At 33.0% G+C, this 14,821-nt stretch carries 11 protein-coding genes; all 11 read right to left on the bottom strand.

Going from position 1 to position 14,821, the window contains the following annotated elements; all coding sequences use genetic code 11:
- Positions 1-3: 3 nt before the first annotated feature.
- Positions 4-1,080 (bottom strand): butyrate kinase, encoded by a 1,077-nt coding sequence (gene buk, locus Q326_RS0107040; protein WP_026894735.1) that lies wholly within the window; start codon positions 1,078-1,080, stop codon positions 4-6.
- Positions 1,081-1,104: 24 nt separating this feature from the next.
- Positions 1,105-2,016, bottom strand: a complete 912-nt coding sequence (gene ptb, locus Q326_RS0107035; protein ID WP_250160321.1) for a phosphate butyryltransferase — start codon at positions 2,014-2,016, stop codon at positions 1,105-1,107.
- Between the two features lie 256 nt (positions 2,017-2,272).
- Positions 2,273-4,000, bottom strand: coding sequence for a sigma-54 interaction domain-containing protein (locus tag Q326_RS16930; protein ID WP_051531273.1), 1,728 nt, complete (start codon positions 3,998-4,000; stop codon positions 2,273-2,275).
- A 12-nt stretch (positions 4,001-4,012) separates the two neighbouring features.
- A complete protein-coding gene (locus tag Q326_RS16925; protein ID WP_034601497.1) occupies positions 4,013-5,257 on the bottom strand; it encodes a CdaR family protein in 1,245 nt (414 codons plus the stop codon).
- Positions 5,238-6,071, bottom strand: a complete 834-nt coding sequence (cdaA, locus tag Q326_RS0107025; RefSeq protein ID WP_026894733.1) for a diadenylate cyclase CdaA — start codon at positions 6,069-6,071, stop codon at positions 5,238-5,240. The genes Q326_RS16925 and cdaA overlap by 20 nt, the downstream gene beginning before the upstream one ends.
- Positions 6,072-6,334: 263 nt before the next feature.
- Complete coding sequence (locus Q326_RS16920; protein WP_051531271.1) at positions 6,335-7,579, bottom strand: CapA family protein; 1,245 nt, start codon at positions 7,577-7,579, stop codon at positions 6,335-6,337.
- Between the two features lie 88 nt (positions 7,580-7,667).
- Positions 7,668-8,228 (bottom strand): DUF5317 domain-containing protein, encoded by a 561-nt coding sequence (locus Q326_RS0107015; protein ID WP_026894732.1) that lies wholly within the window; start codon positions 8,226-8,228, stop codon positions 7,668-7,670.
- Positions 8,222-9,505 (bottom strand): HD-GYP domain-containing protein, encoded by a 1,284-nt coding sequence (locus Q326_RS0107010; RefSeq protein WP_034601493.1) that lies wholly within the window; start codon positions 9,503-9,505, stop codon positions 8,222-8,224. The genes Q326_RS0107015 and Q326_RS0107010 overlap by 7 nt, the downstream gene beginning before the upstream one ends.
- Positions 9,506-9,737: 232 nt before the next feature.
- Positions 9,738-10,397 (bottom strand): hypothetical protein, encoded by a 660-nt coding sequence (locus Q326_RS0107005; protein WP_156936266.1) that lies wholly within the window; start codon positions 10,395-10,397, stop codon positions 9,738-9,740.
- A 171-nt stretch (positions 10,398-10,568) separates the two neighbouring features.
- Positions 10,569-12,263, bottom strand: a complete 1,695-nt coding sequence (locus tag Q326_RS0107000; RefSeq protein ID WP_026894729.1) for a peptide ABC transporter substrate-binding protein — start codon at positions 12,261-12,263, stop codon at positions 10,569-10,571.
- A 301-nt stretch (positions 12,264-12,564) separates the two neighbouring features.
- The gene (locus Q326_RS0106995) at positions 12,565-14,247 is read right to left on the bottom strand and encodes a peptide ABC transporter substrate-binding protein (RefSeq protein WP_026894728.1); all 1,683 of its coding nucleotides are present in this window, start codon (positions 14,245-14,247) and stop codon (positions 12,565-12,567) included.
- Positions 14,248-14,821 lie beyond the last annotated feature (574 nt).

Genomic DNA, 14,821 nt, shown 5'->3' with positions numbered 1-14,821 from the left:
ATCCTACTCGTATATTTTAGCCCTTTCTTCACCCTTCAATATTCTAAGTCCTCCTTGGGCCAAAGCACCCAATTCATCTTCTCCTGAATATATATATACTGGACCTATGAAACTTACCTTTTCTTTAACCCAATTAGTAAATCTTTCATCATAGGCTATACCACCTGTAAGTACTATAGCATCTACCTTACCATCTAATACTACTGCACAACTACCTATATTTTTGGCTACTTGATATGCCATAGACCTATATATTAGTTCTGCTTTTTTATTGCCTTCATCTATCATTTTACCTACTTCTCTTGCATCATTTGTATCTAGATATGCAACTAGACCACCATTACCCTTTAATCTCTTCTTAATATCCTCATGGGTATACTTGCCAGAAAAACACATCTTAGCCAAATCTCCTGCTGGTAATCCCCCAGCTCTTTCAGGTGAAAAAGGTCCTTCTCCATCAAGGGCATTGTTTACATCTATTACTCTTCCCTTTTTATGTGCCCCTACAGACACACCTCCACCTAAATGAGCCACTATTACATTTATATCTTCATATCCCTTTTCCAATTCTACTGCTACCCTTCTAGCAACCGCCTTTTGATTCAATGCATGGAATATGCTCTTTCTCTCCAACTCCGGAATCCCTGATACCCTTGCTACATCATCCATCTCGTCTACTACTACAGGATCCACTATAAATGAGGGAATATTGAGTTGAGATGCTATCTCATGGGCTATTATTCCTCCAAGATTAGATGCATGTTCTCCCATTATACCTATCTTTAAGTCTTCAATCATTCTCTTATTTACTTCATAAGTACCACCATCTATAGGCTTTAAAAGTCCTCCTCTTCCTACTACTGCACTGAGTTTAGTTACATTTATACCCTGTTCATTTAATGTCTCCAAAATGATATCCTTTCTAAATTCATACTGATCATATACCTTATCATATTTAGAAAGCTCCTCCGAAGAATGTCTCAATGTCTTCTCAAATACATTCCTTTCATTATCAAATATAGCTATCTTAGTCGATGTAGAACCTGGATTTATCACCAATAGTCTATATGATTCTCCCATATTGATTCCTCCTAATTAACCTCTTTATTTTTTATTATTTGATGCCATCAAAACTCCCAATGCTATGGAATTCAGTTTTGCTTTATCACTATCTGCTCTAGATGTAAGTATTACCGGTGCCTTAGCCCCTACTATTACTCCTGCATTCTCAGCCTCTGTCAAGAATACCAGTGCCTTATACAGAATATTTCCTGCTTCTATATCTGGAACTAATAAAATATCTGTATCTCCTGCAACTTCATGGGTTATCCCCTTATGTTTAGCTGCCTCCATAGATATGGCATTGTCCAATGCAAAGGGTCCCCCAACAATACACTGCTGTATTTCATTTTTTTCACACATAGACACAAGACTTTGAGCATCTAATGTGTCTGGCATTTTAGGGTTAACCTTTTCCTTGGCACATAAAACCGCCACTTTAGGTCTTTCTATATCTAAAGAATGAGCTACATATACACCATTCTCCAATATCTCTTTTTTCTCTTTAAGTCCTGGAGCTATATTCATAGCTGCATCAGTTATAAATAAAAGCTTGTCGTATTTTTCCAAATCAAATACTGCCACATGACTTAGAACCTTACCAGTCTTCAATCCAACTTCATTGTTAAGCACTGCCTTTAATACTATAGATGTATCAACTAATCCCTTCATTACCATATGAGCCTTCCCTGTGCTAACTAATTCCACTGCCTTCAAGGATGCTTTAGTAATGTCTTTTTCATCTATAATCTTTACATCTTCTATATTTAATTTTATTTGTTCTGCTATTTGTACAATCTTTTCCCTGTCTCCAACCAATATACTATTGGCTATTTTAAAATCTAAAGCCCTTTTAATAGCCAGCAACACCTCTTTATCATGGGCAACTGCAACAGCTATAGTCTTTGGCCCTTTCTTTCTAGCCATATTTATTACATCTTCAAATCTCTTTATCACCAAATCACCCCATAAATACATTTCTATATTTTCATATCTTTTCTATATTTTCATATCTATTATATTAATAGTTGCAATAGATATGCCAATTTTCTCATAATTCGAAATTGACATATCTTAACATCTGTATTTTACTTACATTGACTTTTATATTTTAAATAAAATATTTTTTAAAGTCTACAATTTATTTTGGATTTTGAAATCAGTTGCATGCAATTATTTGCGTATTTAAAAATAGTATGCAAATTGTTGCATACTATTTTTTGATTTTATATTTTTCCATTTTATAATATAGACTTCTTATGGATATATCCAATGCTTTGGCAGTTTCCGTTTTATTGTGATTATATTTATCCAGTACTCTAAGTATATGTTCCTTTTCCGTATCCTCTACCACATTTTGTAGTGATGTAGTATCTTCAAAATCCTTTGATTTATCTGTGCTAAACTCCTTAGTTCTATCTTTTATTATATCAGTATCTCCCATGGTGGGCAAGTGTCTATACAATATAATCTTTTCTTGCACCCTCATATTTATAATTGCCCTACCTATTACATTTTCTAACTCTCTTACATTTCCTGGCCAATCATGTTCCTTCAATGCCTCCACTGCATCAAATGATATATCCTCTATATTTCTTCCATATTCTACATTTAGCTTCTTTATGCAATTCAATGCAAGTACATATATGTCATCTATCCTATATCTAAGTGGAGGTATTTCTATAGGCATTACATTCAATCTATAATATAGATCTTCTCTAAAAGTACCTTGTTCCATAGCCTTTTCCAGGTCCATATTAGTGGCAGCTATAAGTCTCACATCTACATCTATAGCATCTGTTCCCCCAACTCTAACTATTTCTTTTTCTTGCAATACCCTCAATAATTTAACTTGAGTGTTTTGATTAATCTCTCCTATTTCATCTAAAAATAAAGTTCCTCCACATGCCTGTTCAAAGAATCCCTTTTTTCCGCCTTTTTTAGCCCCTGTAAATGCTCCTTCTTCATATCCAAAGAGTTCACTTTCCAATAAGTTTTCATTTAATGCAGCACAATTAACCCTTATAAATTGATTAAATTTCCTATCACTGGCATTATGTATAGCATGGGCAAACAACTCCTTACCTGTACCACTTTCTCCTCTAAGCACTACATTTGCAGGTACCTTTGCTGCCTTTTTAGCCTTTTCAACCGCTTCAACTATTAATGAATTCTCACCAACTATATCGTCAAAGGTATATTTTCCTTCTAATTTCCTTATTATCTGTTTTGCTACTTTTAACTCATTGGTCAAATTCATTATCTCAGTCACATCATGTAATACTGCCACACTCCCCCTCAATTCTTCATCTACTATTATTGGAGAAGCCGTTGCCAACACTTCCTTTTTTTTAGGCCCTAATTTTAATCTGGCGTTTCTCACTGATTTCTTAGTCTCTAACACCTTTAAATGTATACTTTCTCCTTCAGCTATATCGGCTGTGGCTATCTTTCCTATAATATCACTTTCTCCTAGCCCTGTTAGTCTAGTATAGGCTGGATTGATTATCACATTTATACCATTTTGATCTACCACCGATATGGCATCTTGAGCTGCATGTAACACTGCTTCTAACATACTTTGTATCTCTTTAAGTCTAGCAATTTTAGAATTAAGTCTAACTGTTCCAGTTATATCTCTAAATATAGCAGCTGCACCTATGATCTTACCCATACCATCCCTTATTAGTATTCTGCTAGTTATAATCTTTAAGTTGCCTAAATCTTGATCTCTATTTAATTCAGGTTCTTCGTTTTCCAATACATTGGGTAATCTAGTATTTAGTATGACCTTTTTTACTGGCTTACCCAATGCATATTGACTATTTATTCCTGTAAGATGCTCAGCCAATTTATTAAATAAAGTTATTGTCTCATCTTTATCTATAGCTATTATGGCATCATTAGTAGAATTTAATATTACTTCTAACTCCCTTTTCAAGGCATACGCCTCCTATTCTTCTTCCTTTAATTCATTAGTTTTTTCATCTTTTAATTCTATTTTTATAGATTTAGGTGTAATATTTATAAATTCAATCATTTGAGGCTTATCTATAGCTAAATCTACCCTATGTTCCCCCTCTCCAAGCTGATTAAAGTCTATATATGGAACTAAATCTTGTTTATCTATATTTTCAATTACCTTTTCTACAGCCTTAACAGTTACTGTTATATCTTTATCTTCATCTAAGGTTTCAATCTTTAGATCAGAAGACAAATTTCTTAAATCTATATCTTCAAATCCATATTGAAATTCTTTTTCCTTTATCTCTTCAACAGTTACGGTTACTACTGGTTTATCTATATCGGTCATTAGCTGGACCCCTTCTGGTATCTCCAGAGCTGTTTCTGCTATTATATCTCCCTTGGCAAAGTTTATATCTACAGGTACTGTGTTTATCTCCGATACTTCTGAAATATATTTATCATATCCTTTAATCCTTACCAACGGAGGATTTGATATTACATTACTTACCTTATATCCATTCAATACTTCTCCCTTTAATATTGGGTTAATAGGTACATCCTTTACCTTCTTTACAGGTAAATATACCTCTACTATTTCTGGCTCCTTTTCCACACCTACCAATTCATTCCCCTTATCGTCTAATACCTTAAAGGGTACCGTAGTATTTATATCCTTAGAAGCCCCAGTTACATTTACTGTAGCTACTACTTTTTTTATAGAATTAATCCATGATCTAGGTCCCCTTATTATTACATTATTAGGTTTAGCTGTACCCTTTTCAACTGTATGACCTTTGCCTATATTTCCTGATATATTTACATTTACAGGTAATTGTTTCTCTATTATTTTATCAAATTCAAAAAGTACTGACTTTGGGTAATAATCCTCTACCTTATCTGAATTTATAGTATTTGCAATCTCTATCGGCACTTTATGTACCCCTTCTTGATAACCTGTTAAATCCGCTTGTGCAACTATATCATCTCTGTCTATATTATATATTTCATTCCTTCTTCCCGATATTTTTACAGTTATACTTACACTTTCAGGACTCATCAATTTAAGATTAGACCGTCTTACCTTATCTACATTTAATAACTCCACATTTACATTTGGGATCTCTTTATCTATTATGGGATTTATATCTGTCATTACATATGTCCATAATATAATGGCAAAAAAAGCAGCTACTACTTTCATAGTAAAATTTTTATCCTTGATGATTTTCATCTTTATTCCTCCATTTTAACAACAGTCCCTGTTTCTTTTTCTCTTTTTCATATATCTTGTTCAATATCTCTCTTAATGTCTGGATATCCACATATCTAGAGAGGGACCCATTTTCCGCTACCGATATGGCACCTGTCTCTTCAGAAACCACTATAGCCAAGCAATCTGATTTCTCTGTTACTCCCAATGCTGCCCTATGTCTAGTACCCAATTCTTTATTTATATTCATGTTTTCTGATAATGGGAGCAAACAAGACGCTGCCTTCACCCTATCCTCTTTTATTACTACTGCCCCATCATGCAATGGAGTATTAGGAATAAATATATTTATCAATAGTCCACTAGATACAAGCCCATTTATACTAGTTCCTGTTTCAACGATTTCGTTTAATCCCGTCTCCCTTTCCAATACCACCAATGCTCCAATTTTTTGTCTAGACAGAGATGCCATAGCATCAGTTATTTCTTCGATAACTTGATTTATATCTTCTTTCTCTATTTCTATAAAGGATTTAGAAAGAAATTTAGTTCTACCTATATATTCTAGCCCTCTTCTGAGTTCAGGTTGAAAGACTATCAGCAAAGCTATTACCCCTACAGTCATAGTCTTTTCTAATATCCAATTGGTTGTAAAGAGTTTTAGAAGTTCACTGGCCTTGGTAGCTATCAACAACACTACTATACCTTTTATCAACTGCTCTGCCCTAGTCTCTTTAATCAATGTATATATCTTATAAAAAGCAAAGGCCACTATAAATATATCTATGATATCCCTTATTCCAATATTTAAAAATATATCCTTTATATATTCCAATTTATAACACCTCATTAGTCATCAAGTATTATTGTCATAATACATATTTTATTTATATATATATCCTTAAACTATTTCCCGGGAATAAATCCCGAAATATATTTTTCGTTAAACTTCTAATATCTTACTCTTTATGAAAATATTTGTCTTTCTAGCCATTTTATTAACACCTATATAAAAATTATATAATTTTTATTGAATATTTAAAACATATAATTTAACTATTTTTATTTTTTGTGAAAAAAAACCAAAAATAAGTATCCTTATTCTTGGTCATCTTCTTCTTTCTTTTCTGTGTCCATAAGAGATATAGTATTTTTATATGACCCTTCCATTTTATTTATTACTTCCTTGGCCAATGTAGTTTCCTCTGAATTTATATATTCTTCTACAGGTAATATCTCATATTTGTATTTACCCTCAGCTCTATATCTGTGAACCCATGTGGGCACATAGGAAACTTCTTTGATTTTAGTTTTTCCTGCTTTTAAGTCTTTATCCAAAGTTATTTGAACTATTACTCCATCTTCTGTATATACTTTACTGCTATTAGTTAAAGTTTCCCTACGTTGGTTAGATACAAAATTACCCATGGAATATATGACAAACTTATCTTCTCCATTATGATCTATTTTTTCAGATTTCTGTATAACATGGGGGTGACTACCCAATATTATATCTGCTCCCCAATCAAACATCTTCTGAGCTAAATCAGTTTGATACTGAGATGGAGTCCTCTGATACTCATTTCCCCAATGAATAAATACCACTGTTGAATCTACATCTTGTTCATTAGCTTTATTTATATCATTCATTATTCTATCTTCATCTATTCTATTTACCATAGCATCTAATTCGTCTTTGGTCAATCTTGCTTCTAATCCATTACAACCATATGTGTAAGATAATATAGCTATTTTTATCCCATTTATATCTTTTATCAATATATCATCTGTCTTTTCTTTATAAGTACCTACATTTTCCATGCCATATTTATTTATATTGTCGATAGTTTCTATAATACCCTCTTTTCCACCATCTAATGAATGATTATTTGCTGTAGTCAATATATCAAACCCCGTATTTCCAAGGGCTTCCAATGTCGACTCTGGGCTATTAAATGTGGGAAAACCCCTATAGCCATGCTCTGGTCCAGCAGTTACAGTCTCAAAATTGCCCAATGCTAAATCTGCAGATTCTATATATTTTTTTACACTTTTAAATACATTATCAAATACATACTTGTCCTGTTCTTCATTATAAGCACCCTTTATCTGAGTAGAATGAAACATTATATCTCCAGTGGCAACTAATGTAGCCTCTATATTAGTCACCTCTTCAACAGGTTCTTTAGTTTCTTCTTTTTGTGTATCACTTTCTGCCTTCTTTAAAATATTAGGCTCTATTATAGGCCCATTGGAAATTTCATTAAAGAAATATATCCCCAATACTGCGATCAACATAACTATGAATAGTGCTACGGAAAATCCTGTCTTTCTTCTTCTCATCTGTTATTATCTCCTCTAAAAATGTATTTGCCACTAATATTATATATAACATTAAAATACTATAAAATCAACTAAAATCCATGCCCTTTTATTTCCTATTAATCATAAGATTTTGTATATATGCAAATATTCCTATACCCAAAAATACATCTCCTATGCTAATCATTTTAGGTAATGGATAAGGTTTGAGTAACGGTATTATATCTCCTAAAAAGGCCAATTTTGTTGACTTATTTATCAATGCATGAGTTAAAACCATATTATTTTTTAGCATCGCTAGATTGTCCATAAGCCCTAATTTCAATAGACCTTCTTCAGATACAGGCATTTGTCCTCCATTTACAACTATAACTATAAAATTGAACAATGCACCTACAAATATTATTTTCATTGACAGCTTCTCAACGTTTAAATATATACCTATAAATATTAATATATATGACAATATATGTATATATACAAAATATCTATCTAATATCGAGGATATCCCCGATATATCTTTTAATCTAATATATACAGACAAAAACTCCATACCAAATCCTATTATAAATAAATACCATCCCTTTATATATTGCTCTCCTATACGTTTAATCTTCCCTCCCCTTACCTTGCCTACAGCTATAGATGTTACCATAGATTCCATCAACATATCAGTACATCTCCCTCTGTATCTTCATTTTTCATCATATCCACAAATAGATGGGCTAATTCAGGATCAAATTGGGTACCTGCATTTCTCTCTATTTCCTGTAATGCTATCCTCTTAGATAGTGCCTTCCTATAGGGCCTATCAGAAGTCATTGCATCATATACATCTGCTATGGACAATATACAGGCCTCCAAAGGTATTTCCTTGCCCTTTATTTTAGACGGATATCCTTTACCATCATATCTTTCGTGATGGGATTTTATAATATCTGTTATTTGCTTTAAAAATTTCACATCGCTAAGTATTTCTGCACCTATCAATGGATGCTTTTGTATAATCTCATATTCATAATTAGTTAGTTTGCCTGGCTTTTTTAATATATTATCATCTATGCCTATCTTACCTATATCATGCAAAATAGCTGCTATTCTTATGTCTTCTATCTTTTTATCTGGCAATTCTAATTTTTTAGCAAGCATTACTGCATATTCTCCTACCCTAGAAGAATGTCCACTGGTATATTTATCCTTTGCCTCCATTGTATTAGCTAGTACATGTATAGTATCCATATATATATTTTTCATATCTATATATAATCTGAAAGAGTATCGAGCCAAAAGTAAAGGCCCAAAAAACAATACTACCGCAATTATTCCATAGCTTATATAGGCCAATGCTATTATTATTCCCAATATACCCACTGCTAGGGAACTAGCCAATGTTCCCCTTATACTTTCCAACCACATCTTTATAAAGCTCTTTCCCATAAGAAATGACATGAGTCTAGTCATAATTATAGTATTCAATGCAGCATCTACCAATAGAGCCATCAGTACGGCAACTATGGAAAATTTGAAACTCTCTTTCCCCACAACTCCTCCAAACTTAATATATGCAAGTCCTGATAATCCCGTTATTATTATACTTTGGGATACATTAAATAGTGTTTTATAAATAGGGGTATTAAATAAATGTACATAACCCCTTTCAGGTATCTTAGGAATTCTAAGCATAAATCCCATTCCAGAAACCAATGCAGATGTCAATGGTCCTGCAACTATTATTGATGCCAATCCTATGGCAAATCCCACCGAAACTGCCATAGTACTAGATATAGTTATAAAAAAACTTTCTGCTATTATAGCAAGTATTGTAAAATGCACCAATACTTTATAGTCATTTATGTCATAATTATGAAATAAATATATTAATAATGCAGATGCTAAAAAAAATATTAAAATTATATATATGATTGCTTTTTGAGGTAATTTTTCCATAGTTCCCTCCTTTAAGTATATATAAAAGGCCAGCTATAATTAAATTAATACCATGAATAATGAGCTCCACTTGCTAACAATAAAGCTAATAAGCTTAATAAAGTCATCATAACTCTTCTCATTGAATATAGCCCCCTTTTCTATTCTCTGCTGGTACGCTATAGCAGCAGGCTATATTCGCTACGCTAAAATTTATATATTAGCTGGCCTTTTTAACTTATTTATAATCTATTTAAGATAATTGCCCAATAAAACTGTCTTCCTCTCTTAGATTATATAATTTTATAATTCTTCTATTTATACCGTCAAGGGTTGATTTTACTATGGACTCTCTAAAATCTTTACCTACAAATGCACATCCACAGAAAGCCTCCTCATCCATAGGAGACAAAAATGCTATAGCCGTTACTATTACATCTTTTCCTGCTAAAGCTACAGTCTTTATATCCTCCAATATAAATTTTTCCTCTATATTAAGAAATCTTTCCACTGCCCTCAATGTAGCAGTAGCAAAAAGTTTTTTTACATTAAACTCTGTATTGGGTCCTACAGCCTGGCCTTCAAAAATATCTTCGCCTCTTGCCAATATTACCCTAGCCACAGCCTTAGTAGCAGTAGTGGTTAATGATATGGAATGTACTCTCAGCCTAAAATGCATATCTCTTATGGTCTTCTGATCTATTTGAGCTATACTGATTTTTCTATGGTCAATCTTTATACCAAATTTCGAAACAAGTCCTGTCTGTACATCTCGTGACAGCTGTTTGGCGCTTCTATTTATATCTGCCAATATATGCATTTCAATTATTTCATCGCTTTCATTACTAATAGCCTTGCATGTCATTACTGATTGTATCTTTTTTATAAAGTTTTCTATTTCTTTTACATCCATTTCCAATCACCACACCTTAATTATTATTAGTTAAATATTCTACTAATTTCAGTGCTTTTCCTTCTTAATTTTTTATGTATATTAAATTTTTTTCAAAATAAAAGACAAGCCTGGAAACATACCCGACTTGTCTTTATAATTTTATTATTTTTATATACCTCTAATTGTACATTACTTTACTATTTCAGCATTTCCAAAATACCAATATCCCAATTTAGTCTTATACCAATCCTTAATATGGTCCTTAACTGCTGTTGGGTCTGTATAATAATACACAGGCATAACAACCATATCTTCCATTATCAGTTTTTCTGCCTCATATAATAATTCATCCCTTTCTTCTCCTGTGGCAACTTTAGACTTTTCTACTAATTCTGTATATTTCTCATTATTAGGGAATTTATGTTCATCTGTGGTCTTCCACTGAGCATCATTGTTTCCAGAATATGATGTCCATAGATCTAAGAATGTCATAGGATCAGCATAATCTGCAAACCATCCCCTTCTAGCTATTACAAAGTTTCCTTGAGCCCTTGTATCTTGGAATACTGCCCACTCTTGATTAGCAAGCTCTATATCTATACCAAGATTCTTTCTCCACATCTCTTGTATAGCCTCTGCTACTGCCTTATGACTTTCACTAGTATTATATAACATTGTAGTCTTAGGGAATCCTTTACCATCTGGGTATCCCGCCTTTGCCAAATACTCTTTAGCCTTTTCTATTTGAGCCTTTTGTGGATCTATTCCAAAATTCCCATTGACATCTCTAAAATTATTTCCCTTTGAATCAGTAAGTCCTGGAGGTACTAGCCCAGCGGCTGGCATTTCTCCACCTTTAGTTACGGTCTCAACTATGGCCTTTCTATCTATTGCATAGGTCAATGCCTTTCTTACATTGATATCATCTACTGGTGGCTCAGTAACATTAAATATATAGAAATATGTTGCTAATATTGGTCTAATTTCAAATGTAGGATCTTCCACTAACAGTTTCGGTATTTCCTGTTTTGGCACATTATCTATAGCATCCAACTCTCCATTTTCATAAGCAGTAAGTATGGTAGATGACTCCACTATCATACTGGCAACTAGCTTATCAATTTTAATGTTTTCTACATTCCAATAGTTTTCGTTTTTAGTTAGCACAAACTTGTCTCCAGTAACATATTCTTCTAACTTAAATGGCCCATTTGCTACTACTACATCGGGATTCCTTGACCATCCATCGGAATCCTTTGCTATTATATCCTCTCTAACAGGCATATAGGTAAAAAATGCAGTTAAATCTAAAAAGTATGGAGTAGGTCCTGTAAGTTCAACTTCTAATGTCTTTTCATCTACGGCCTTTACAGCTACATCTTCTCTAGAGCCTTTACCTTCATAAAACTCTTGGCCACCTTTAATATAAAATAATTGTGTTGCATATTCAGAACCAGTATTGGGATCTAATGCCCTCTTCCATGCAAATTCAAAGTCATGGGCTGTAACTGGTTCTCCATCTGACCACTTGGCGTCTCTTAAATTAAAAGTATATTTAAGTCCATCATCAGATACATCATAAGTCTCTGCTATAGCAGGTTCCATCTTACCATCTATTTCTCTCATCAATCCTTCATACATATGCATAATTATATTCCCACCATCAATAGCAGAATTTAATTGAGGATCTATAGTTTTCGGATCGGAATTAATATTAACTCTAATTATATTTTCATCTTTACCTTCTGTATCTTGTGCACTATTAGTACCCTCTTCTTGGTTTTCAGCAGTTTCATCAGTAGTCGTAGATTCAGAGCTACACCCTGCAAATGCACCCGCCACCAATACAAGCACCAACAATAAAATCAAACTCTTTTTATACATTTTATTCCCCCTCTTCTATTATTAATTATACTTTTCTTTTCTACTCCATAGACTATATTATTCTACATATTTAATTAAACTCCTTCTGAATTTTCAAAAATATAATTAAAAATAATTTCTACTTGCAATAAATATGTTGTTTGCCCTAAAAACAGTTTTATATACGTATATAATTGCAACATTTTAAAAAATATCAGTCAAGTTATAACTCAAATCATTGACAAAATATCTTTATAACAAAAGTTAATAGTAGAATAATAAATAAAAAAAGTAGCAGACAAGCTGCTACTTTTTTTATTTATTATTCTACTATATCAGCAAAACCAAACCACCAGTGACCTAGTTTTGTCTTTTCCCATCCTTGTACACGTTCTTTAACAGCTGTTGGATCTGTGTAATAGTAAATAGGCATTACTATCAAGTCATCCATCATCAACTTCTCTGCTTCATATAATAAGTTATCTCTTTCTTCTCCACTAACAACCTTAGATTGCTCTATTACTTCTGTAAACCTATCATTAGCAGGGCAATCAAATGTGTCTGTAGTTCTCCACTGAGCATCGTTGTTTCCTGAATATGATGTCCACATATCTAGGAATGTCATTGGGTCAGCATAGTCCCCTAACCAACCTGCTCTGGCTATTTCAAAGTTACCTTCATGTCTTGTATCTTGGAATACTGCCCACTCTTGGTTAGTAAGTTCTACTTCTATACCAAGGTTCTTTCTCCACATCTCTTGAATAGCCTCTGCTACTGCCTTATGTTTTTCGTTTGTATTATAAATTAAAGTTATTTTAGGGAATCCTTCGCCTTCTGGATATCCTGCTTCAGCTAATAATGCTTTAGCTTCTTCCAATTTAGGTTTAGCTTCTATATTAAAGTCTCCATTAACTTCTCTGAAATTTCTGCCTTGAGAATCTGTTAAACTTGGTGGCACATAACCAGTAGCTGGTGTCTCTCCACCCTTAGTAACAGTGTCAACTATAGCTTTTCTATCTATTGCATAAGTCAACGCCTTTCTTACTCTTAAATCATCAGTAGGCTCTTTAGTTACATTGAATATATAGTAATAAGTACCTACAAGAGGTCTAATTTCAAATGTTGGATCTTCTACTACTAATCTTGGTATCTCTTGTACTGGAAATTCATCCATTGCATCTAATTCATCATTTTGATATGCAGTAAGAGCAGTAGATGCCTCTACTATCATACTTGCTATAATCTTATCAACTTTAACCTTATCTGCTTGCCAATAATGCTCATTTTTAGTAAGTACTATTTTATCTCCTGTTGAATACTCTTCTAATTTAAATGGTCCATTAGTAACGGCCAATTCAGGATCCTTAGCCCATCCCTCTGGATCTTGTTCTACCATATCTTTCCTTACAGGCATAAGAGTATAGAATGTTGTTAAATCTAAGAAATATGGAGTAGGTCCTGTCAATTCAACCTCTAATGTCTTTTCATCAACAGCCTTAACTGCTACATCTTCAATTTTTCCATTGTTTTCAAAGTAGTCTTGACCACCTTTAACATAGAAAAGTTGGAATGCATATTCAGAAGCAACTTCAGGGTTTAATGCTCTCTTCCATGCATATTCAAAGTCTTGAGCTGTTACAGGTTTTCCATCAGACCATTTTGCATCTCTCAAATGGAAAGTGTATTTAAGCCCATCATCAGATACATCATAAGTCTCTGCCATAGCAGGCTCAAGTTTACCATTTACCTCTCTCATTAATCCCTCAAAAATATTGTTAACTATGTGACCACCATCAGCAGCACTATTAAGCTGTGGGTCAATAGTCTTAGGATCTGAGTTCAGATTCCATCTTATAACCTTCTCTCCACCTTCTGACACATCACCTTGGTCTTCGCCATTTTGCTGTTCTTCTGCTGGCTCATTTGTAGAGTCTGACGAGCAGCCTGCAAATGCACCGACTACTAATACTAGCACAAGAAGCAAAATCAAGCTTTTTTTATACATCTTGTAATCCCCTCCTAAGTTTTCTTTTTTATTTAATGCATCTAATAAAATCATATTCATAAATTGATTTTATTAGACCCACTCCATAACTTATATAATTCTACAATCATTTGATAAATCCTCTTAATATTTTTAAATCTTCACACTATTATTTAAATATTTTTTAATATCTGTTAAGTATAGCAAATAATCTGTAATATTTCAATATAAGGAAAAATAAGGTTACTGTCAAGTAATAGTTGGCAATTATTTTTCTTTAGATTTAATCATCCAATAACTATTGATTTTTAGGTTTTAAATTTATGTATTTAACACCCGTTAGGGCGAAATTATTTTAGACATTGTTATATTTCAATTTTATATCCTCATTACTGACCGTTAGGGCATAGATATCCTGTATTTAATATTATTAGAAACGATATCTTTAAAAGCTTAGCTTTAGGTTACTTGCACATCTATCACCTAGCATTTTCTGTATTGCCCTTCTTCCATTGGTTACAGCGCATTTCCTAAATGGAATAGAGGCTGTTTTATGCTTATATATTTTACTCTTTTTAGGCTTTCTATTTACTTC

Source organism: Clostridiisalibacter paucivorans DSM 22131 (assembly GCF_000620125.1).
GTDB classification, from domain to species: Bacteria; Bacillota; Clostridia; order Tissierellales; family Clostridiisalibacteraceae; genus Clostridiisalibacter; species Clostridiisalibacter paucivorans.
The sequence above is the reverse complement of the archived record's forward strand: the minus strand, read 5'-3'. Positions and strand labels throughout refer to the sequence as shown.